Source organism: Erwinia rhapontici, from assembly GCF_020683125.1.
Lineage (GTDB): Bacteria > Pseudomonadota > Gammaproteobacteria > Enterobacterales > Enterobacteriaceae > Erwinia > Erwinia rhapontici.
Window position 1 is genome coordinate 4,729,491 of sequence record NZ_CP085627.1, and the last position, 22,522, is coordinate 4,752,012.

At 52.2% G+C, this 22,522-nt stretch carries 14 protein-coding genes, 6 tRNA genes and 3 rRNA genes; 3 read left to right on the plus strand and 20 right to left on the minus strand.

Translation table 11 applies throughout. From position 1 onward, the window contains the following. Positions 1-19: 19 nt before the first annotated feature. The 7 genes from nusG to LJN55_RS21785 form a co-directional block, all read right to left on the minus strand. Complete coding sequence (gene nusG, locus LJN55_RS21755; protein WP_062749168.1) at positions 20-565, minus strand: transcription termination/antitermination protein NusG; 546 nt, start codon at positions 563-565, stop codon at positions 20-22. Position 566: 1 nt separating this feature from the next. Continuing rightward, positions 567-950 carry a preprotein translocase subunit SecE gene (gene secE, locus LJN55_RS21760; protein ID WP_133847003.1) on the minus strand — a complete coding sequence of 128 codons (384 nt, stop codon included), beginning with the start codon at positions 948-950 and terminating at the stop codon, positions 567-569. Between the two features lie 270 nt (positions 951-1,220). Next, a complete protein-coding gene (gene tuf / locus LJN55_RS21765; RefSeq protein ID WP_118664988.1) occupies positions 1,221-2,405 on the minus strand; it encodes an elongation factor Tu in 1,185 nt (394 codons plus the stop codon). A gap of 113 nt (positions 2,406-2,518) precedes the next feature. Continuing rightward, positions 2,519-2,594: transfer RNA gene (locus LJN55_RS21770), tRNA-Thr, on the minus strand. Between the two features lie 6 nt (positions 2,595-2,600). Further along, positions 2,601-2,675: transfer RNA gene (locus tag LJN55_RS21775), tRNA-Gly, on the minus strand. 211 nt (positions 2,676-2,886) lie between these two features. Further along, a tRNA-Tyr gene (locus tag LJN55_RS21780) sits at positions 2,887-2,971 on the minus strand. A gap of 20 nt (positions 2,972-2,991) precedes the next feature. Then, positions 2,992-3,067 (minus strand) — tRNA-Thr (locus LJN55_RS21785). A gap of 487 nt (positions 3,068-3,554) precedes the next feature. On the opposite strand from LJN55_RS21785, the gene coaA reads away from it, so the two are divergent. Next, entirely contained in the window at positions 3,555-4,505 is a 951-nt protein-coding gene (gene coaA / locus LJN55_RS21790) for a type I pantothenate kinase (RefSeq protein ID WP_133847034.1), read from the plus strand. A 36-nt stretch (positions 4,506-4,541) separates the two neighbouring features. Here coaA and birA read toward each other — a convergent pair whose 3' ends face one another. The 11 genes from birA to pepQ all read right to left on the minus strand — a co-directional run bounded on the left by birA (position 4,542) and on the right by pepQ (position 16,562). Further along, positions 4,542-5,504: a bifunctional biotin--[acetyl-CoA-carboxylase] ligase/biotin operon repressor BirA gene (gene birA, locus LJN55_RS21795; RefSeq protein ID WP_133847033.1), complete on the minus strand. Its 963-nt coding sequence runs from the start codon at positions 5,502-5,504 to the stop codon at positions 4,542-4,544. Beyond that, a complete protein-coding gene (gene murB, locus LJN55_RS21800; RefSeq protein WP_227535277.1) occupies positions 5,501-6,538 on the minus strand; it encodes a UDP-N-acetylmuramate dehydrogenase in 1,038 nt (345 codons plus the stop codon). Before murB ends, birA begins: the two co-directional genes overlap by 4 nt. A gap of 300 nt (positions 6,539-6,838) precedes the next feature. Further along, positions 6,839-6,954, minus strand: a 5S ribosomal RNA gene (gene rrf, locus LJN55_RS21805). A gap of 206 nt (positions 6,955-7,160) precedes the next feature. Beyond that, positions 7,161-10,066: ribosomal RNA gene (locus LJN55_RS21810) — 23S ribosomal RNA — on the minus strand. A gap of 207 nt (positions 10,067-10,273) precedes the next feature. Beyond that, positions 10,274-10,349: transfer RNA gene (locus LJN55_RS21815), tRNA-Ala, on the minus strand. A gap of 134 nt (positions 10,350-10,483) precedes the next feature. Continuing rightward, positions 10,484-10,560: transfer RNA gene (locus LJN55_RS21820), tRNA-Ile, on the minus strand. 73 nt (positions 10,561-10,633) lie between these two features. Next, positions 10,634-12,176, minus strand: a 16S ribosomal RNA gene (locus LJN55_RS21825). The 16S, 23S and 5S rRNA genes sit together here with 2 tRNA genes alongside, the layout of an rRNA operon. 412 nt (positions 12,177-12,588) lie before the next feature. Next, the gene (gene hemG, locus LJN55_RS21830; RefSeq protein WP_159338551.1) at positions 12,589-13,125 is read right to left on the minus strand and encodes a menaquinone-dependent protoporphyrinogen IX dehydrogenase; all 537 of its coding nucleotides are present in this window, start codon (positions 13,123-13,125) and stop codon (positions 12,589-12,591) included. A gap of 14 nt (positions 13,126-13,139) precedes the next feature. Next, on the minus strand, positions 13,140-14,591 hold the full coding sequence (trkH, locus tag LJN55_RS21835; RefSeq protein ID WP_133846812.1) for a Trk system potassium transporter TrkH: 1,452 nt from the start codon (positions 14,589-14,591) through the stop codon (positions 13,140-13,142). Between the two features lie 28 nt (positions 14,592-14,619). Further along, positions 14,620-15,231, minus strand: a complete 612-nt coding sequence (locus LJN55_RS21840; protein ID WP_133846813.1) for an IMPACT family protein — start codon at positions 15,229-15,231, stop codon at positions 14,620-14,622. Further along, positions 15,231-16,562 carry a Xaa-Pro dipeptidase gene (pepQ, locus tag LJN55_RS21845; protein ID WP_227535278.1) on the minus strand — a complete coding sequence of 444 codons (1,332 nt, stop codon included), beginning with the start codon at positions 16,560-16,562 and terminating at the stop codon, positions 15,231-15,233. Before pepQ ends, LJN55_RS21840 begins: the two co-directional genes overlap by 1 nt. A gap of 186 nt (positions 16,563-16,748) precedes the next feature. Between pepQ and fadB the strand changes: the two genes are divergently transcribed. After that, positions 16,749-18,935, plus strand: a complete 2,187-nt coding sequence (gene fadB, locus LJN55_RS21850) for a fatty acid oxidation complex subunit alpha FadB (protein ID WP_133846815.1) — start codon at positions 16,749-16,751, stop codon at positions 18,933-18,935. A 10-nt stretch (positions 18,936-18,945) separates the two neighbouring features. After that, complete coding sequence (gene fadA, locus LJN55_RS21855) at positions 18,946-20,109, plus strand: acetyl-CoA C-acyltransferase FadA (protein ID WP_133846816.1); 1,164 nt, start codon at positions 18,946-18,948, stop codon at positions 20,107-20,109. Positions 20,110-20,156: 47 nt separating this feature from the next. Here fadA and fre read toward each other — a convergent pair whose 3' ends face one another. Continuing rightward, the gene (gene fre, locus LJN55_RS21860) at positions 20,157-20,855 is read right to left on the minus strand and encodes an NAD(P)H-flavin reductase (protein WP_133846817.1); all 699 of its coding nucleotides are present in this window, start codon (positions 20,853-20,855) and stop codon (positions 20,157-20,159) included. A 45-nt stretch (positions 20,856-20,900) separates the two neighbouring features. Then, the gene (gene ubiD, locus LJN55_RS21865; RefSeq protein WP_133846818.1) at positions 20,901-22,385 is read right to left on the minus strand and encodes a 4-hydroxy-3-polyprenylbenzoate decarboxylase; all 1,485 of its coding nucleotides are present in this window, start codon (positions 22,383-22,385) and stop codon (positions 20,901-20,903) included. Positions 22,386-22,522: the final 137 nt, after the last annotated feature.

The following is a 22,522-nucleotide window of genomic DNA, read 5'->3' on the forward strand; positions in this document are numbered from 1 at the left end:
GCGTCTTTAAGAAAGGTAATTAACCCTTCTCAACCTGACCGAAGTCCAGCTCAACCGGTGTTGCACGGCCAAAGATGGATACAGAAACTTTCAGGCGGCTTTTCTCATAGTCGACTTCTTCCACCACGCCATTAAAGTCAGCAAATGGACCATCGCTTACGCGCACCATTTCACCTGGCTCAAACATAGTTTTCGGACGTGGTTTATCACCCGCTTGCTGCAAGCGGTTCATGATAGCATCAACTTCTTTGTCGCTAATCGGCGCCGGGCGGTCAGAGGTACCACCAATGAAGCCCATAACACGCGGCACGCTGCGCACCAGGTGCCAGCTGGCATCATTCATCACCATTTGGACCAGCACGTAACCTGGGAAGAACTTGCGCTCGCTTTTACGACGCTGGCCACCACGGATCTCAACCACTTCTTCGGTTGGAACCATGACATCGCCAAACAGCTCTTCCATGTTGTGTAACTTGATATGCTCGCGCAGCGATTGTGCTACACGGCCTTCAAAACCGGAAAACGCCTGAACGACGTACCAGCGCTTTTTTGGAGCTTCAGACATCTCAGAACCTCAGGCCAGTGATAAACGATACCAGACGAACCAGAATTCCATCCAGTCCCCACAAAATCAGTGACATCACGGCAGTTACCGCGGCAACGATTAACGTGGTGTGCAACGTTTCCTGACGAGTAGGCCAGATGACCTTACGAACTTCAGTGCGCGCTTCACGGGCAAAAGCCAACGTTGCTTTACCTTTGGTGGTCCACAGAGCAATGCCAGCTGCTGCTACCATCAGGACCACGACAGCAAGGGCGCGCAGAGGTAATGTTACATCGCGATAATAGGAGTTACCGGCGACAGCGGCGACCAAAAGCACCACGACACCTAACCACTTCAATACTTCCAGGCCGCGCCCGTTTCCTTGAGCTTCGGTATTAGCACTCATAAACCAACCTGCCACAATAAATCAGAAACACTTTTGCCTCGTCAGACGAGGCAACCGAACCGAATGATGCTGTTAGGCGTAACTCGGCATATCCTTTAATTCCAAGCCGTAGCTTGAAAACTATTGGCTTTAACGCCGTGCTACAGAGCCTGCCTCAGCAATGATTATGGTCGAAAAAATCACTGATGAGTCAGGTTCTATGTTACAGCGTGCAAAAAGGGCATCAAATGATGCCCTTTTCCTGTGCGTTGCGTCAAATATTATCAGCGATTAAGCGATAACTTTAGCAACAACACCCGCGCCAACAGTACGACCACCTTCACGGATTGCGAAACGCAGACCGTCGTCCATTGCGATTGGGTGGATCAGGGTAACAACCATCTGAATGTTGTCGCCTGGCATAACCATCTCAACGCCTTCTGGCAGTTCGATGGTACCGGTCACGTCAGTTGTACGGAAGTAGAACTGTGGACGGTAGCCTTTGAAGAACGGAGTATGACGGCCGCCTTCATCCTTGGACAGGATGTACACTTCAGATTCGAACTTGGTGTGTGGCTTGATTGAACCTGGCTTAGCCAGAACCTGTCCACGCTGGATATCTTCGCGCTTGATACCACGCAGCAGGATACCACAGTTCTCACCCGCACGGCCTTCGTCCAGCAGCTTACGGAACATTTCAACGCCGGTACAAGTTGATTTCACGGTATCTTTGATACCAACGATCTCAACTTCTTCACCCACTTTAACAATACCGCGCTCTACACGACCGGTAACAACAGTACCACGGCCGGAGATGGAGAATACGTCTTCGATTGGCAGCAGGAATGGCTTATCAATCGCACGCTCTGGTTCTGGGATGTAGTTATCCAGGTGACCAGCCAGTTCGATGATCTTAGCTTCCCACTCAGCGTCACCCTGCAGTGCTTTCAGTGCAGAACCACGAACAACCGGAATGTCGTCGCCAGGGAAATCGTAAGCAGACAGCAGCTCACGCACTTCCATTTCAACCAGCTCCAGCAGCTCTTCGTCGTCAACCATGTCGCATTTGTTCATGAATACGATCATGAATGGAACGCCAACCTGGCGACCCAGCAGGATGTGCTCACGGGTCTGAGGCATTGGGCCGTCAGTTGCAGCAACAACCAGAATCGCGCCGTCCATCTGAGCAGCACCGGTGATCATGTTTTTCACATAGTCGGCGTGGCCTGGGCAGTCAACGTGCGCGTAGTGGCGAGTTGGGGTGTCATATTCAACGTGAGAAGTGTTGATGGTGATACCACGTGCTTTTTCTTCTGGTGCGTTATCGATCTGGTCGAACGCACGAGCAGAACCGCCGTAGGTTTTAGCCAGAACGGTGGTGATAGCAGCAGTCAGGGTAGTTTTGCCGTGGTCAACGTGGCCGATAGTACCAACGTTGACGTGCGGTTTGGAACGTTCAAATTTTTCTTTAGACATCGCTTGTCCCTCTAAGACACGGATTAATCGGTGATATCACCACATCAACCAGGCATTGCCTGAATCGTTGAATTTTAATGCACAGAGAAGAAGCAGGGAGGGAGATTTGAAAGTGGTGCTGATACCCAGAGTCGAACTGGGGACCTCACCCTTACCAAGGGTGCGCTCTACCAACTGAGCCATATCAGCACGGCTTGGAGCGGGCAGCGGGAATCGAACCCGCATCATCAGCTTGGAAGGCTGAGGTAATAGCCATTATACGATGCCCGCATCCTGGAACTCGGCTACCTGTTCTGTCTGTAGCTTTTGAACAACTCAGAAAAGATTTCCTTGTTGCTCAGCCATCACGCGTTTGCCTGATGACTTTGACTGTGCTTGAGCTCAGTCTGAAATCGTGATGAACAACCTATGGAGGTTGCCATCTTTCCGGTTGAGTCTTTTATCTCTCTTCCGGTTTCAACTCCTGAACACTGAGTCGAAATGGTGGTGGGGGAAGGATTCGAACCTTCGAAGTCGATGACGGCAGATTTACAGTCTGCTCCCTTTGGCCGCTCGGGAACCCCACCTGGGGTATTTCGTTACTTGATGGTGCCGGCTACCGGAATCGAACTGGTGACCTACTGATTACAAGTCAGTTGCTCTACCAACTGAGCTAAGCCGGCATCAAGTGGTGCGCATTCTAGGAAGACCTGAGGGAGGATGCAACAAAAAAATTGCGATAATTGTTCTTATGCTCACTATTTGTGCAAATCCTCTCAAATTAGCGAATTTACATACAAACTTCGTTTAAAGAAACACCAACCCTCTCTCCCCCTTAGCAGCAGGGGAACTCAGTGTATGAGGCTAAAATATCAAACCAATACGCTTAAATGTGCAAAACTTCGCCTTCCACACAAAATGGGGTATCGCTTTTGCGCTTAATCAGGTTGGCTTTCAATTGCCAGAGAAAAATATCATTAATGCGGGTGCGGCTGCGTTTGCATCTGTGCGTTATCTTTTTTCCTTCTTCTTCATGCCTGTCTGGTGGTAACCTCCGACAATTGTTTTATGAAATTTCCCTCAGTACGTAAGCCTGTAAACAACCGGAACATGTTGTCATTAATGGGCTAACGTATTGAAGGGTAAAAAATTGCTGGCAGAAGCACGCATATGAGAAAAAAAGACGCCTTGTTAACGACACCTTATCTGCATTTCAATCGTGGTCAGTGGGCTGCGCTGCGTAATTCGGTGCCAATGACGCTATCCGAAGATGAAATTGCACGTCTTAAAGGCATTAACGAAGATCTCTCCATGGAAGAAGTGGCAGAGATTTATTTGCCGTTGTCTCGTCTGTTGAATTTCTATATTAGCTCTAATTTACGACGTCAGGCGGTACTTGAGCAGTTTCTCGGGACCAATGGCCAAAAAATCCCTTATATCATCAGTATTGCGGGCAGCGTTGCAGTCGGTAAGAGCACTACAGCACGTGTATTGCAGGCGCTACTCAGTCGCTGGCCAGAGCACCGCCGAGTCGAACTAATTACGACTGATGGCTTCCTGCACCCGAATGCGGTGCTAAAAGAACGTGGTTTGATGAAGAAGAAGGGCTTCCCGCTCTCTTACGATATGCACCGTTTGGTCAACTTTGTCTCCGATCTTAAGTCGGGTGCCTCGCAGGTTACCGCTCCGGTCTATTCACATCTGATTTATGATGTGATTCCTGAGGGCGACAAAATTGTGCAGCAACCGGATATTTTGATACTTGAAGGTTTGAACGTGTTGCAGAGTGGCATGGACTATCCACACGACCCTCATCACGTCTTCGTTTCAGATTTTGTGGATTTTTCAATTTATGTCGATGCGCCAGAAGCACTTCTGGAACAGTGGTATATCAACCGTTTTCTGAAATTCCGTCAGGGTGCTTTTACCGATCCAGACTCTTATTTCCACCATTATGCGCAACTGCCAGAAGAAGAGGCGGTAGGGATTGCAACCCAACTGTGGAAAGAGATTAATTATTTGAATTTAAAAGAAAACATCATGCCAACGCGTGAACGAGCAAGTCTGATTATGACGAAAAGCAGCGATCATGCTGTCGATCTCGTCAGATTAAGAAAGTAACGAAGAGGGGGCGCAGTGAACTGCCCCCCCTCTGGTTTAATTCTGCGGTCGCAACGAAATCTCACCGCCAACCCAGGATTTTCTGACGCCATCCTGTTCCAGAATTAACCCCCCTTGCTGGTCAATCCCTCTGGCCGTTCCGAAGATCTCCCGATCACCAATCAGCAGTTTCACCGGACGGTCAATGAAGTTGTCTAAAAGTGCCCAGCGCTGCACGAAGGGTGCCAACCCCTCCTGTTCAAACTCCGCCAGTGCCGTTCGCATTTTATTTACTATCAGTGCTGAGAGTGCATTACGGTCGACATTAACATCCGCTTCCTGGAGATTAATCCAGCCCTGATTAATCACATCAGCACCTGGCGCACGCATGGCCAGATTAATACCGGCTCCAATCACGATCTGTGCAGCATCTCCTGTTTTACCCGTCAGTTCAACGAGGATGCCTGCCAGTTTACGATCATCAAGATAGATATCATTAGGCCATTTAACGCGAATACCTGGTGCTCCCTGTTCCTGTAATGCCTCTGCCAGCACGATGCCAATGACAAGGCTCAACCCCATCGCAGCAGCAGGACCTTGTTCAAGGCGCCAGTACATCGACAAATAGAGGTTCGCACCAAAGGGAGAAAACCACTGGCGTCCGCGCCTTCCACGTCCTGCCTGCTGATACTCAGCAACACACGCATCACCGGACTGTAGAGAGTCCATACGGTCAAGCAAATACTGATTAGTTGAATCTATCACCGGGATAACGGCCAGACGTCCCTGCTCAAGCTGGGCATTAATGACCTCTTCATTCAGCAGCTGCATCGGAGATGAGAGGCTATAGCCCTTGCCGGTAACAGTGAAGACATCAATACCCCATTCTTTCAGCGTCTGAATATGTTTATTAATAGCAGCACGGCTCATACCTAAATGCTCACCGAGATGCTCACCGGAATGAAACTCACCGTCGGCCAGAATACTCACCAGTTTTAAAGGCACGGTGTTATCTTTCATGCGATAACCTCCACAGCGTCTGTTTCACCCTGAGCGGCAATAAAGCGGACTTCCGGCTCCAACCACACATTAAATTTTTCTGCCACGCGCTGGCGCACGGTACGGGCCAAATCGACAATATCCTGCCCGCTGGCATCTTCAGCATTAATCAATACCAGTGCCTGTTGTTGATGCACCGCAGCGCCGCCAAGGCGGAATCCTTTCAGAGCACATTGATCGATCAGCCAGCCAGCGGCTAGCTTCACGGTTCCGCCCTCCTGGGGATACTGTGGAATATCCGGGTACTTTATTTGCAGTGCCGCAGCAAGATCTGCGCTTACCAGCGGATTTTTGAAGAAGCTCCCTGCATTTCCTGTCACTTTAGGATCAGGCAGCTTACTACGACGCATATGGCAAACGGCATCAAAAACCTGCTGTGGGGTCACCGTTACAGGATCAAGATTGCGCAGGTCGCCATAGCTAAGCACCGGTTTCCAGTGTTTCGCCAGGCGTAACCCTACTGCAACGATGGCATACCCTTCAGCGTAGCGATGTTTGAATACACTGTCGCGATAGCCAAACTGACACTCAGAAGCGCTCAGCCGCTGGCAAATGCCATCACCAAGGCTGACGATGTCCACATACTCACACACCTGATCCAGTTCGACACCATAAGCGCCAATATTTTGAATAGGTGCGGAGCCCGCACATCCGGGAATCAACGCCAGGTTTTCTAAACCAGCCAGATTCTGTTTCAGCGTAGTTTCCACCAATTGATGCCAGTTCTCTCCGGCACCCACGTGAAGACACCACGCATCACTCGTTTCTTCAACGTTGATGCCTTTGATACGGTTAATGATCACCTGACCGGAGAAATCTTCCAGAAACAGCACGTTACTGCCTTCACCCAACAGCAATACAGGCTCATTTTGTTGGGTGCTCTGCTGCCAGCACCGGCAAAGTTCTTCAACGCTATTGGCCACGCTGATATGACTGGCATAAGCGTTAAGACCGAAGGTATTCCAGGATTTTAATGAATGTTGCTGGCGGGACATAATACGGCCTTCACAGAGTTAACTGTCAGATAGTGTACCCGATCCACCTTTGGAGGGTTGAGGATTTTCAGGTCATGAACAGGGATGTCTATCGATTCTGATTAACAGAATTTAAGGAATAGAGCTGGAAATATGCACGAACAAGGACGGGAAAATAGAGATAAACGACAAAAATACAGCAAAGATGGATGATGAAAAGACAAATTTGGTGTTGAAACGGTCAAAATCTGACCTTTTATAGCTAAACAGCAGACGAAAAAAAACCCCGGCCTTTCGGTCGGGGTTCTTTCTTCGTTTGATGCCTGGCAGTTCCCTACTCTCGCATGGGGAGACCCCACACTACCATCGGCGCTACGGCGTTTCACTTCTGAGTTCGGCATGGGGTCAGGTGGGACCACCGCGCTAAAGCCGCCAGGCAAATTCTTTGTGCTCTGTCCTGTGTCTTTTGTGCTCTGACTGCGTTGCCTGCGCTCGTAAGCTCAGTCACATACTTATGTATGCTCCTTCCCTCACTTCACTGGCCGCCTTGTCACAGCGCAAAATCCTTCGGACTTAATTCCGGTAACAAGCTGAAAATCTCTTTTGCGTCTCTCTAACGCCACCAGAACGCTTCTGGCGTTGTAAGGTTAAGCCTCACGGGTCATTAGTACCGGTTAGCTCAACGCATCGCTGCGCTTACACACCCGGCCTATCAACGTCGTAGTCTTCAACGTCCCTTCAGGGGTCTCAAGGACCCAGGGAGAATTCATCTCGAGGCAAGTTTCGCGCTTAGATGCTTTCAGCGCTTATCTTTTCCGCACTTAGCTACCGGGCAATGCCATTGGCATGACAACCCGAACACCAGTGGTGCGTTCACTCCGGTCCTCTCGTACTAGGAGCAACCCCTCTCAATTCTCCAGCGCCCACGGCAGATAGGGACCGAACTGTCTCACGACGTTCTAAACCCAGCTCGCGTACCACTTTAAACGGCGAACAGCCGTACCCTTGGGACCTACTTCAGCCCCAGGATGTGATGAGCCGACATCGAGGTGCCAAACACCGCCGTCGATATGAACTCTTGGGCGGTATCAGCCTGTTATCCCCGGAGTACCTTTTATCCGTTGAGCGATGGCCCTTCCATTCAGAACCACCGGATCACTATGACCTGCTTTCGCACCTGCTCGAGCCGTCACTCTCGCAGTCAAGCTAGCTTATGCCATTGCACTAACCTCACGATGTCCGACCGTGATTAGCTAACCTTCGTGCTCCTCCGTTACTCTTTAGGAGGAGACCGCCCCAGTCAAACTACCCACCAGACACTGTCCCCACGCCGGATCACGGCGCCAGGTTAGAACATCAAACGTTAAAGGGTGGTATTTCAAGGTTGGCTCCACGCAGACTGGCGTCCACGCTTCAAAGCCTCCCACCTATCCTACACATCAAGGCTCAATGTTCAGTGTCAAGCTGTAGTAAAGGTTCACGGGGTCTTTCCGTCTTGCCGCGGGTACACTGCATCTTCACAGCGAGTTCAATTTCACTGAGTCTCGGGTGGAGACAGCCTGGCCATCATTACGCCATTCGTGCAGGTCGGAACTTACCCGACAAGGAATTTCGCTACCTTAGGACCGTTATAGTTACGGCCGCCGTTTACCGGGGCTTCGATCAAGAGCTTCTCCTTGCGGATAACCCCATCAATTAACCTTCCGGCACCGGGCAGGCGTCACACCGTATACGTCCACTTTCGTGTTTGCACAGTGCTGTGTTTTTAATAAACAGTTGCAGCCAGCTGGTATCTTCGACTGCCTTCAGCTCCAGGAGCAAGTCCCTTCACCTACCGACAGCGTGCCTTCTCCCGAAGTTACGGCACCATTTTGCCTAGTTCCTTCACCCGAGTTCTCTCAAGCGCCTTGGTATTCTCTACCTGACCACCTGTGTCGGTTTGGGGTACGATTCAATGTTACCTGATGCTTAGAGGCTTTTCCTGGAAGCAGGGCATTTGTTACTTCAGCACCGTAGTGCCTCGTCATCACGCCTCAGCCTTAAAGAGTTCCGGATTTGCCTGGAACTCAAGCCTACACGCTTAAACCGGGACAACCGTCGCCCGGCTAACATAGCCTTCTCCGTCCCCCCTTCGCAGTAACACCGAGTACAGGAATATTAACCTGTTTCCCATCGACTACGCCTTTCGGCCTCGCCTTAGGGGTCGACTCACCCTGCCCCGATTAACGTTGGACAGGAACCCTTGGTCTTCCGGCGAGCGGGCTTTTCACCCGCTTTATCGTTACTTATGTCAGCATTCGCACTTCTGATACCTCCAGCAAACCTCACAGTTCACCTTCGACGGCTTACAGAACGCTCCCCTACCCAACAATACTTGCGTATCGCTGCCGCAGCTTCGGTGCATGGTTTAGCCCCGTTACATCTTCCGCGCAGGCCGACTCGACCAGTGAGCTATTACGCTTTCTTTAAATGATGGCTGCTTCTAAGCCAACATCCTGGCTGTCTGTGCCTTCCCACATCGTTTCCCACTTAACCATGACTTTGGGACCTTAGCTGGCGGTCTGGGTTGTTTCCCTCTTCACGACGGACGTTAGCACCCGCCGTGTGTCTCCCGTGATAACATTCTTCGGTATTCGCAGTTTGCATCGGGTTGGTAAGCCGGGATGGCCCCCTAGCCGAAACAGTGCTCTACCCCCGAAGATGAGTTCACGAGGCGCTACCTAAATAGCTTTCGGGGAGAACCAGCTATCTCCCGGTTTGATTGGCCTTTCACCCCCAGCCACAAGTCATCCGCTAATTTTTCAACATTAGTCGGTTCGGTCCTCCAGTTAGTGTTACCCAACCTTCAACCTGCCCATGGCTAGATCACCGGGTTTCGGGTCTATACCCTGCAACTTAACGCCCAGTTAAGACTCGGTTTCCCTGCGGCTCCCCTATACGGTTAACCTTGCTACAGAATATAAGTCGCTGACCCATTATACAAAAGGTACGCAGTCACCTAACAAGTAGGCTCCCACTGCTTGTACGTACACGGTTTCAGGTTCTGTTTCACTCCCCTCGCCGGGGTTCTTTTCGCCTTTCCCTCACGGTACTGGTTCACTATCGGTCAGTCAGGAGTATTTAGCCTTGGAGGATGGTCCCCCCATATTCAGACAGGATGTCACGTGTCCCGCCCTACTCATCGAACTCACAGTAGGTGCATTTTTGTGTACGGGAGTATCACCCTGTACCCTGCGACTTTCCAGACGCTTCCACTAATGCACAAACTGATTCAGGTTCTGGGCTGTTCCCCGTTCGCTCGCCGCTACTGGGGGAATCTCGGTTGATTTCTTTTCCTCGGGGTACTTAGATGTTTCAGTTCCCCCGGTTCGCCTCATGCCACTATGTATTCATGACATGATAGTGTGTCGAAACACACTGGGTTTCCCCATTCGGGTATCGTCGGTTGTTGCGGTTCATATCACCTTACCGACGCTTATCGCAGATTAGCACGCCCTTCATCGCCTCTGACTGCCTAGGCATCCACCGTGTACGCTTAGTCGCTTAACCTCACAACCCACAAGCGTCCCGAAGAACACATTGCTGTTGTAAGCATTTGAGAGACTCGAACATATCGTTAATTTCATTCTTATTACGGAGAATGAAAACGACATGTCGTTTCAATTTTCAGCTTGTTCCGGATTGTTAAAGAGCATAATACTTCGCAGCATACTGTTATCCAGCACACTCTGAAGTATTTTATTTAGAAAAACAGTATGGTGGAGCTAAGCGGGATCGAACCGCTGACCTCCTGCGTGCAAGGCAGGCGCTCTCCCAGCTGAGCTATAGCCCCATACAGTCTTACAGAAACCTTTTACTACCATTACATTCCAGCGAAGAAATGTAATTTGTGCTCAGGCAAGGCATGCAGGAGGGAAGTTTACTTTGGTAAACGACCGAATGCATAACGCCGCATGAGTGCAAATTTGGTAGGCCTGAGTGGACTTGAACCACCGACCTCACCCTTATCAGGGGTGCGCTCTAACCACCTGAGCTACAAGCCTGTAGAGGTTTTTCTGCTCGTTACTTTTTCATCAGACAATCTGTGTGGACACTACGCGGGAAGGTATCTTCAGGTAAGGAGGTGATCCAACCGCAGGTTCCCCTACGGTTACCTTGTTACGACTTCACCCCAGTCATGAATCACAAAGTGGTAAGCGCCCTCCCGAAGGTTAAGCTACCTACTTCTTTTGCAACCCACTCCCATGGTGTGACGGGCGGTGTGTACAAGGCCCGGGAACGTATTCACCGTAGCATTCTGATCTACGATTACTAGCGATTCCGACTTCACGGAGTCGAGTTGCAGACTCCGATCCGGACTACGACGCACTTTATGAGGTCCGCTTGCTCTCGCGAGGTCGCTTCTCTTTGTATGCGCCATTGTAGCACGTGTGTAGCCCTGGCCGTAAGGGCCATGATGACTTGACGTCATCCCCACCTTCCTCCGGTTTATCACCGGCAGTCTCCTTTGAGTTCCCGACATTACTCGCTGGCAACAAAGGATAAGGGTTGCGCTCGTTGCGGGACTTAACCCAACATTTCACAACACGAGCTGACGACAGCCATGCAGCACCTGTCTCACGGTTCCCGAAGGCACTAAGGCATCTCTGCCGAATTCCGTGGATGTCAAGGCCAGGTAAGGTTCTTCGCGTTGCATCGAATTAAACCACATGCTCCACCGCTTGTGCGGGCCCCCGTCAATTCATTTGAGTTTTAACCTTGCGGCCGTACTCCCCAGGCGGTCGACTTAACGCGTTAGCTCCGGAAGCCACGCCTCAAGGGCACAACCTCCAAGTCGACATCGTTTACGGCGTGGACTACCAGGGTATCTAATCCTGTTTGCTCCCCACGCTTTCGCACCTGAGCGTCAGTCTTTGTCCAGGGGGCCGCCTTCGCCACCGGTATTCCTCCAGATCTCTACGCATTTCACCGCTACACCTGGAATTCTACCCCCCTCTACAAGACTCTAGTCTGCCAGTTTCGAATGCAGTTCCCAGGTTGAGCCCGGGGATTTCACATCCGACTTGACAGACCGCCTGCGTGCGCTTTACGCCCAGTAATTCCGATTAACGCTTGCACCCTCCGTATTACCGCGGCTGCTGGCACGGAGTTAGCCGGTGCTTCTTCTGCGGGTAACGTCAATCGACGAAGCTATTAACCTCATCGCCTTCCTCCCCACTGAAAGTACTTTACAACCCGAAGGCCTTCTTCATACACGCGGCATGGCTGCATCAGGCTTGCGCCCATTGTGCAATATTCCCCACTGCTGCCTCCCGTAGGAGTCTGGACCGTGTCTCAGTTCCAGTGTGGCTGGTCATCCTCTCAGACCAGCTAGGGATCGTCGCCTAGGTGAGCCATTACCCCACCTACTAGCTAATCCCACCTGGGCACATCCGATGGTGTGAGGCCCGAAGGTCCCCCACTTTGGTCCGAAGACGTTATGCGGTATTAGCTACCGTTTCCAGTAGTTATCCCCCTCCATCGGGCAGTTTCCCAGGCATTACTCACCCGTCCGCCACTCGTCACCCAAGGAGCAAGCTCCCCTGTGCTACCGTTCGACTTGCATGTGTTAGGCCTGCCGCCAGCGTTCAATCTGAGCCATGATCAAACTCTTCAATTAAAAGTTCGATTTGCTGCAACAAGTGCAGCGATGCTCAAGTGTAAAACGTCATAATGAATTTCATTATGTGTTCACTCTTAAGACTTGATATTTTTTTGTCACCCGGAGGTGACTGATATCAATCCTGCGAGTGCCCACACAGATTGTCTGATAAATTGTTAAAGAGCGGTGCAATCAGTGCCGAAGCTTCCTGTTGCGAGGTGGCGTATATTACGCTTTCCTCCTTCGGAGTCAACTTCTTTTTGAGAAGTTTTTTCCGGCGGTTCAGATGCTTCCTGAACCTCCTGAGCCGCTGGCCGTAAGCCGTTGTGCCGTCTCAGTGGTTGCGCATTATAGGCAGTTTCCGACGAGTGACAAGTGTTTATTGCAATAAAATGACTGAGCGCGTTATTTTTCAGCGAAGCGCGTTTTTTTACTGCGATTTGTTCGGTAATTCAGCAAATTCATGGGCAAAACGGGCCACTTGTTGCCAGTCGGTATACTCCACTTCTTTACTGGCATCGGTTTCTCCCTTTGTCATACGCATAATCAACTGGATCATGATGCGATCGAAGAAACTGTAGCGCGGATACCGCAGCGCGCCCGCAAAGACAGCACAGCAGTCAGGCTCCCACGGCGACTGAATCAAAAACTTTCGAGTATAAGCATTGGTCTGCGGTGTACGCTTCTCAGGCTTACGTGCCGTCAGGTTTACCGAGAAAAAACCACTTGAACGCTGCTGCAGTGCATTAAGGTGTGTTTTCACAAATTTGGCCACCGCTGGATGGAAGTGACCATAACGAATAGAAGCACCAATCAACACCCGATCGTACTGCGCCCAGTCAATCTCGTTAATAAGCTGGATGTTGAACACATCACACTCCCGAACCTCCTTTAGCTGGTTAGCTATATAGAAGGCAATCTCGCGGGTCTGCCCATCACGGCTGGAAAACAGGATTAACGCTTTCATTATTCCACTCTCACTTATTCACGCCAGAATGTCGGCGTAAACAGAACTAATAAGGTGAAGACTTCAAGACGCCCGAACAGCATCGTCAAAATCAGTATCCATTTGGCGGTATCATTCATTGAGGTAAAGTTGTCCGCCACCACACCAAGGCCCGGGCCAAGATTATTCAGCGTTGCTGCCACCGCCGCAAATGCAGAGAAGTCATCAACACCAGTAGCGATGATCGCCAGCATGCTGAGGATGAATACTAATGCATAGGCAGAGAAGAACCCCCACACCGCTTCAAGAATGCGTTCAGGCAGCGCACGGCTACCCAATTTAATGGTGTATACCGCATTAGGGTGTACCAGCCTTTTCAGTTCTCGCGACCCTTGCTTAAACAACAGCAGAATACGGATCACCTTCAGGCCACCGCCCGTCGAACCCGCACAGCCACCAATAAAAGCAGAACAGAGTAACAATACGGGTAAAAAGAGAGGCCAGCGCGCAATGCTGTCCGTCGTGAAACCTGCGGTGGTTGCCATCGATACCACCTGGAAGAAAGCCTGATTAATGGTCTGCATTCCTGTCTGATAGACATTATGAAACCACAGCACCAGAGTACAGATAATCACCAGTGTAATCTGTACGCCGATAAACATACGAAATTCAGGGTCACGCCAGTACACGCGTAAGTTTCGCCCGCTCAGTAACGAGAAGTGCAGGCCGTAGTTACAGCCAGAAATCAGCAGGAAGACGGCGATGATGGTATTAATAGTCGGACTATTAAAGTAGCCAATGCTGGCATCATGGGTAGAGAACCCCCCAATGGCGATAGTTGAGAAACTGTGCCCAATGGCATCAAACAACGACATACCCGCCATCCACAGCGACACTGCACAGGCAATCGTCAGCAGCACATAAATCAGCCAGAGCGTTTTCGCTGTTTCAGCAATACGCGGCCGCATTTTATTGTCTTTCAACGGGCCAGGCATTTCGGCACGGTAGAGCTGCATTCCCCCCACCCCAAGAATAGGCAGGATCGCTACGGCGAGTACGATGATCCCCATCCCCCCCAGCCACTGCAGCATCTGGCGATAAAACAAAATCGCCTTCGGCAATGCATCCAGCCCCACCAACGTGGTGGCTCCGGTGGTCGTCAGAGCGGAGAACGATTCGAAAAAGGCATCGGTCAGCGACAGATTAGGCTGCTCTGCGAAGATAAAGGGCATAGCACCCACACTACCCAGCACCGTCCAGAACAATACGACGATCAGAAACCCTTCCCGTGGCTTCAGCTCGCTCTTCTTTTTACGGTTGGGCCACCACAGTAACGTCCCAATCATCAGCGCCATGAAAAACGTCTGAGTGAATGCTCGCCCTGCCCCATCGCGGTAAATTAACGCCACCAGCCCGGGCACAATCATGGTGCCTGAGAACAAAATGACCAGTAAACCCACTATGCGGGTAATGGCGCGAAAATGCATTCTGCCGTTCCTTTCCTGACATGAAGTGTTATGTGAGCGAGGCTAAGTGCAAAGCGCCCCGGCTAAAGTCTGACAGATTTTGCCTGAAGCCCGCCACCTGCGCATGAGGCAGAGCCAGGTGAAGAGTAATGTTCTGTTGGAACTCAGTATGAATCAGCTGGCCATCAAAGCGTGCGACCATCCGTTCAATATCACCCAGTTGGGCATAATCGCAAATCAGGCTGAACTGCATCATGGGAACCTTGACCTTGCGGGGCAGTAATCGCAACGCCTGCTGCACGCCACCGCCATAGGCCTTGACCAGCCCCCCCGTTCCCAGCTGGATGCCGCCATAATAACGCACAACCACCGCCGTAATTTCGCCAATATTGTTACCCATTAACTGGGCCAGCATCGGTTTTCCGGCGGTACCGGACGGCTCCCCGTCGTCGGAGAATCCCAACTGTTGCGAATCATCGGGTGCCCCGGCAACGAACGCCCAGCAGTGATGCCGGGCCGTTGGGTGCTGCTGCTTGATCTGCTGTACGAATCCCCGCGCCGCCTCCACACCTTCGGTATGTGCCAGTAGCGTGATAAAGCGGCTTTTCTTGATCTCTTCGCTAAAGCTGAATAGTTCAGCCGGGATATCGTAAGCGTCCATCAGGCCAGATGCAGATCGCGAGTCATATTTTCTACGCCGTTGGTATGAATCACGACATTATCTTCAATACGAATACCGCCGTAAGGCTTCAGCGCATCAATTTTCGCCCAGTCAAAATGCTGGCTGAACTTACCGGCACGCCACGGCGCCAGCAGCGAGTCGATAAAGTAGATGCCCGGTTCAATCGTCAGCACCATTCCAGGCTCCAGCATGCGGGTACAACGCAGGTAAGGATACTGCGCAGGGGCGGCCAGATGTGTCCCCTGGTCATCCTGCATAAAACCTGCAACGTCATGCACCTGTAAGCCCAGCGGATGGCCGATGCCATGAGGCATAAAGGGCCCCGTAAGATCCTCTTTCACCATGGCTTCCGCGCTGATGCCATTCACCAGTTGGTGTTTCAACAACAGACTGGCGATACGGTAATGCATCTGCTGATGGTATTCGGTATAGCGCACGCCCGCTTTCATCGTGGCAATCAACGCCAGCTCTTCAGCGTTCATATCCCGGATCAACTGCGCATAGTCGCTCTTCTCATTAGTCGCATAGCTGCGGGTCAGGTCTGCCGCGTAGCCGTTATACTCGGCACCTGCATCGATCAGGAAACTGCGGCGCTGTTCAGGGAGCTGATGTTCGAGTTTAGTGTAGTGCAGCACCGCTGCATGTTCGTTAAGGGCAATGATATTGCCATAAGGAACATCGGTATCGCGGTGGCCGGTCGCGCTGAGATAGGCGACATTAATGTCGAACTCGCTCATACCCGACAGAAACGCTTCTTTCGCCGCACGATGACCGGTCACGGCTGTTTTCTGCGCCTGACGCAGGCAGTGCAGCTCATAACCCGTTTTATAAGCACGGTGATAATGCAGGAAGTCGATCACGCCCTGAGGATTAATCGCTTCGGCACTGAATCCAAGCTGAGTCGCTCGTGCAGGCACCGGGCCAATGTAGGCCACATTCTGGCGCTGCACAGGCAACTGCTGACCAATGTCATCCGCGCTTTTCAGGCCGACGATGTCAATTTCGCTCGTCCAAAAACTGTGCGGTAAAGGCTCAACGTTGTGCCAGTAATCAACAGGGGAATAGAACCACAGTTTCGGTTTGTTCACACCGTCGATCCACAGCCAGCAGTTTGGCACCTGAGTGACCGGCACCCAGGCTTTGAACTGAGGATTAACCTTAAAGGGATACGTGTGATCGTCGAGAAATACCGTCAGTAATTCCCCGGAATGAATCAGCATGGCATCAAGATTGTGCCGCGCCAGTACCTGCTGTGCGCGCTGCTGTAACGTTTTAACATGCTGCTGATAAAGCGTAACCAGTGACTCCATCTTCCTGTCTCCGTTATTACGAAATTGTCGGCATCTTACCACAGCCAGCAGGGGTATGGCGTTTTGCCGCAGTTGTGATCTTGTTTGCAAATCGACAACGTATCGTTTGCAAATAAGCAACACCAATCCCACACTCACGATCATCTGGTATGACCAGATCCCCTTATCGCGGCACAGGAGACACACATGCTCTACCAAGGCGAAACCCTATCCCTCGACTGGCTGGAAGACGGCATAGCCGAACTGGTTTTTGATGCGCCCGGCTCGGTGAACAAGCTGGATACACAGACGGTTGCCAGCCTCGGTGAAGCTATCTCGGTGCTGGAACAGCAACCCACCCTGCGCGGCGTTCTACTAACCTCGCGCAAAACGGCCTTTATCGTCGGTGCCGATATCACGGAATTCCTCTCACTGTTTATCGCCCCGGAAGAAAAACTGACAGCATGGCTGGGCTTTGCTAATAGCATCTTTAATCGGCTGGAAGATTTGCCTGTCCCCACCGTTTCGGCCATCCGTGGTTATGCATTGGGTGGCGGATGCGAATGCGTGCTGGCAACGGATTTCCGTATCGCGACTGCCGATACCCGCATTGGCCTGCCGGAAACGAAGCTTGGCATCATGCCAGGTTTCGGCGGTTCCGTGCGCCTGCCACGTCTGCTGGGAGCTGACAGTGCGCTGGAGATTATTGCCGCAGGTAAAGATATTGATGGCGCTCAGGCGCTGAAAGTGGGTCTGGTAGATGCTGTCGTGGCTGCGGATAAACTGGATGCCGCCGCATTATCCGTGTTGAAAGAAGCTATCTCCGGCCGACAGCCGTGGCGGGAACGCCGCCAGTGCAAGCTGGAAGCGCTAAAACTGAATAAAATCGAAGCCGCAATGAGTTTCACCACGGCCAAAGCTATGGTGATGCAAACCGCCGGGAAACACTATCCGGCCCCACTGACCGCCGTGAAAACCATTGAAGCCGCCGCACGTCTGGGACGTGATGAAGCACTGAAACTGGAAACGGCTGCGTTTGTTCCCCTGGCACGATCGAATGAAGCCCGTGCCCTGGTCGGGATTTTCCTTAACGATCAGGCGGTGAAAGCCAAAGCGAAGAAACTGACCCGCGACGTCGAAACGCCAAAACAGGCCGCCGTGCTGGGTGCCGGCATCATGGGCGGCGGCATCGCTTATCAGTCCGCCTGGAAAGGCGTGCCGGTTATCATGAAAGATATCAGCGACACATCGCTGACGCTGGGGATGAATGAAGCCGCAAAACTGCTGAATAAGCAGCTGGTACGCGGCAAGATTGATGGTCTGACGCTCGCAGGAGTCATCAGCACCATTCAACCCACGCTTCACTATACGGGGTTCGATCGGGTTGATGTGGTAGTAGAAGCGGTAGTAGAAAATCCGCAGGTGAAAGCGGCCGTACTGGCCGAAACAGAAAGTCACATTCGCCCGGATACGATTCTGGCATCGAACACCTCGACCATTCCCATCAGCCAGCTTGCTAAAGCACTCACCCGCCCGGAAAATTTCTGCGGTATGCACTTCTTCAACCCGGTGCCCCGTATGCCACTCGTTGAGGTTATCCGGGGAGAAAAAACCGCTGAAAGCACCATCGCCAAAGTGGTGGCCTGGGCCAGCAAAATGGGCAAGACACCGATTGTCGTCAATGACTGTCCAGGATTCTTTGTGAACCGCGTGCTGTTCCCCTACTTCGCTGGCTTCAGTCTGCTGCTGCGCGACGGCGCCGACTTCCGTCAGGTTGATAAGGTGATGGAAAAACAGTTCGGCTGGCCAATGGGCCCCTCGTGGCTGCTGGATGTGGTAGGCATCGATACAGCGCATCATGCGCAACGCGTTATGGCAGAGGGCTTCCCGCAACGTATGAAGAAAGAGTACCGGGATGCCATCGATATCCTGTTTGAAGCAAAACGCTACGGCCAGAAAAACCAGCAAGGATTCTGGCGCTGGGAAACCGACAATAAAGGTAAAGCGAAAAAGGTGACGGATGCCGAAACCGATCGTTTGTTGCAGAGCGTGTGCCAGCCTAAACGCGTGTTCAGCGATGAGGAAATTATCGCGCGCATGATGATCCCCATGATTAACGAAGTGGTTCGCTGTCTGGAAGAAGGCATTATTGCCAGTCCGGCGGAAGCCGATATGGCGCTGGTGTACGGCCTTGGCTTCCCACCGTTCCACGGCGGCGCGTTCCGCTATCTGGACACCCTTGGCAGCGATCAGTTTGTTGCTCAGGCTGAACCGCTCACTGTACTCGGTCCGCTTTATCATCTGCCGGACGGGTTACGGGATAAGGCAGCGCAGGGCGGAAGCTGGTATCCGCTGGCGGTTCCCCTGAATGATCTCTCTTTGAAAACGGCGTGAGGAAATCAAAATGGAAAAAGTTGTGATCGTTGATGCCATTCGCACGCCAATGGGACGTTCGAAAGGTGGCGCATTTCGCCATGTACGTGCCGAAGACCTTTCAGCTCATCTGATGCGTAGCCTGCTCAGCCGCAATTCTGCGCTGGACGCCGCGTTGCTGGATGACATCTATTGGGGTTGCGTTCAGCAGACGCTGGAACAGGGATTTAATATTGCGCGTAATGCGGCTCTGCTGGCGGAAATCCCTCATAGCGTGCCCGCGACCACCGTCAACCGCCTGTGTGGCTCGTCGATGCAGGCACTGCACGATGCCGCACGCGCCATTATGGTGGGCGATGCCCGCGCCTGCCTGATTGGCGGCGTAGAACACATGGGTCACGTACCGATGAATCACGGCGTCGACTTCCATCCCGGGCTGAGCCGCAATGTCGCGAAAGCGGCGGGAATGATGGGCCTGACGGCTGAAATGCTGGCAAAAATTCACGGTATCAGTCGTGAGATGCAGGATCAGTTTGCAGCGCGATCCCATCAGCGCGCCTGGGCAGCAACGGAAGCCGGGCATTTCGCCAGTGAAATTGTGTCTGTATCCGGGCATGACGCCGATGGTGTATTAAAACGCTATGACACCGATGAAGTTATTCGCCCGGATACCACCGTGGAAAATCTGGCAGCATTGCGCCCGGCATTTGATCCAGTGAACGGTACCGTGACGGCGGGCAGCAGTTCAGCACTCTCCGACGGCGCAGCCGCCATGCTGGTGATGAGCGAGTCACTCGCACGGGAGTCTGGCCTCACACCGCGAGCCCGGATCCGCGCAATGGCCGTTGTCGGCTGTGACCCGTCAATTATGGGGTACGGTCCTGTTCCGGCATCACAGCTGGCGCTGAAACGTGCCGGGCTGAACGCCAGCGATATCGGTGTGTTTGAATTGAATGAAGCCTTTGCGGCACAAACCCTGCCCTGTATTAAGGATCTGGGGTTAATGGATCAGCTCGACGAGAAGGTGAATCTGAATGGCGGCGCGATTGCATTAGGCCACCCACTGGGATGCTCAGGAGCGCGTATCAGCACCACACTGCTTAATCTGATGGAACGACGGGATGCGCAATTTGGCCTTGCCACCATGTGCATCGGGTTGGGACAGGGGATCGCAACGGTGTTCGAACGCGTTTAGCTTTCAACACGGGTAAAAACAAGGGGCAGCCAGGCTGCCCCTTACTATCAGATAAAGGCAAAAGCATCGCCAAACATGCGCGATTCCTGTGCACCACGTTCAGCACAGAAGCGTTCACGGGCGATTTTAGCCATCTCAAAACGACCAGCTATGTAGATATCGTGATCGGCAAGAGAGCCATAATCCTGCATGACAGCGGTCAGAACGGTGCCATTACGGCCGGTAAAGCCCTCTTCAGGTTGCTCGACCACCGGAATAACGCTCAGGTTCGGGTGCTTAATCGCCAGGGCGTTCAGTTCATCCAGATCGTACAGGTGTTTCAGCTCGCGCCCACCCCAGTAGATCGCAATATGGCGATCCGGCTGCTGCGACAATGCTGTCAGCAAAATGGAACGCGCATAGGAGAAACCTGTGCCGCCAGCAATCAATACCAGCGGACGTTCGCCCTCTTGTAGCCATGCATCACCATGAGGAATATCAACGGTGATCTGACGCTGCTGTTGGATACGTTCCATTACGGCCATCGCATAGAGGTTCAGCTCAGAGGCACCAATATGCAGCTCAATAATGTCTTTTTCCATCGGCGTTGATGCCAGTGAGAACGGACGTTTGTCGTTTTCATCCATCACCACCATCAAATACTGACCCGCCTGGAAGCTAAAATCAGCTTCAGGGATCATTCGTACGCGGTACACGGTATCGGTAATAGCCTCTACTGAGGTCACTTTACAGCTTAAGGTTGTCATGCGTTCCCTCTGTCGGGTCGTCATTATCATTTGACCGCCAGCGCTTCATCGCGCTGGTGTATCACTCAAGATGCCTAACTCATCCCAGATCGCATCAATACGTGCAGTAACGGCAGGGTCCTTACGGATTGGCGTACCCCACTCGCGCTGGGTTTCACCCGGCCATTTATTGGTCGCATCAAGCCCCATTTTTGACCCCAGACCCGAAACAGGCGAGGCAAAATCGAGGTAGTCGATCGGTGTATTTTCAATCAGCACGGTATCACGGGCCGGATCCATACGCGTGGTGATCGCCCATATGACATCATTCCAGTCTCGGGCATTAATGTCATCATCGCAGACGATAACAAATTTGGTATACATAAACTGACGCAAGAAAGACCAGACACCCATCATGACGCGTTTGGCGTGTCCGGCATACTGTTTCTTAATCGTCACCACGGCAAGACGGTATGAACACCCTTCCGGTGGTAAATAGAAATCCACAATCTCCGGAAACTGTTTTTGCAGGATCGGCACAAACACTTCATTCAGCGCGACACCCAGTACCGCAGGTTCATCCGGCGGACGCCCGGTAAAGGTAGAATGATAAATCGCATCACGGCGCTGCGTAATATGCGTGATGGTGAACACCGGGAAGTTATCCACTTCATTATAGTAACCAGTGTGGTCACCGTATGGACCTTCCGGTGCCATTTCACCCGGTTCAATGTACCCCTCCAACACAATTTCTGCACTGGCAGGGACTTCCAGATCGTTGGAAACGCACTTAACCACTTCGGTTTTCGTGCCGCGTAACAGCCCGGCAAAAGCATATTCCGACAGAGTATCCGGCACTGGCGTGACGGCCGCGAGAATGGTGGCCGGATCGGCACCCAGCGCAACAGAGACGGGAAAACGTTCGCCCGGATGCTGCTGGCACCAATCCTGGAAATCCAGTGCGCCGCCACGGTGTGAGAGCCAACGCATGATCAGTTTGTTTTTACCAATCACCTGCTGACGATAGATGCCTAAATTCTGGCGTTCTTTCAGCGGGCCGCGCGTCACGGTCAGACCCCAGGTCACCAGCGGTGCTGCGTCGTCTGGCCAGCATTTCATCACCGGAATACGGCTGAGATCGACATCATCGCCCTGCCAAATTTGTTCCTGGCAAGGTGCACTGCGCAGCCGTTTGGTCGGCATGTTCAGGACCTGCTTCCACTGCGGCATTTTATCGAAGAAGTCGCGGAAACCACGCGGCGGCTCAGGCTCCTTAAGGAAGGCCAGCAGGCGGCCAACGTCACGCAGTGCTTTAACATCCTCCTGGCCCATGCCCAGCGCCACGCGGTCCGGGGTACCAAAGAGATTGCAAAGGACTGGCATGCTGTAACCTTTCGGGTTTTCAAACAGCAGAGCAGGACCACCGGCACGCAGTGTGCGATCGGCAATTTCAGTCATTTCCAGATCGGGATCGATCTCATGTTTGATGCGTTTTAATTCCCCACGCTGTTCAAGCAGAGAAAGGAAGTCGCGTAAGTCGTGGTATTTCATGACTTTCCATCAGTACGGTCAGTGAGTCGGCCATTATAGTGCCGATCCATCGCTCAGGGTAAATTTTGTTGCAACGTTTAGCCTCTTGCGCACGGCAAAACACAGCGGACTCGCTTATTAGAATAAGGCTGATCTGC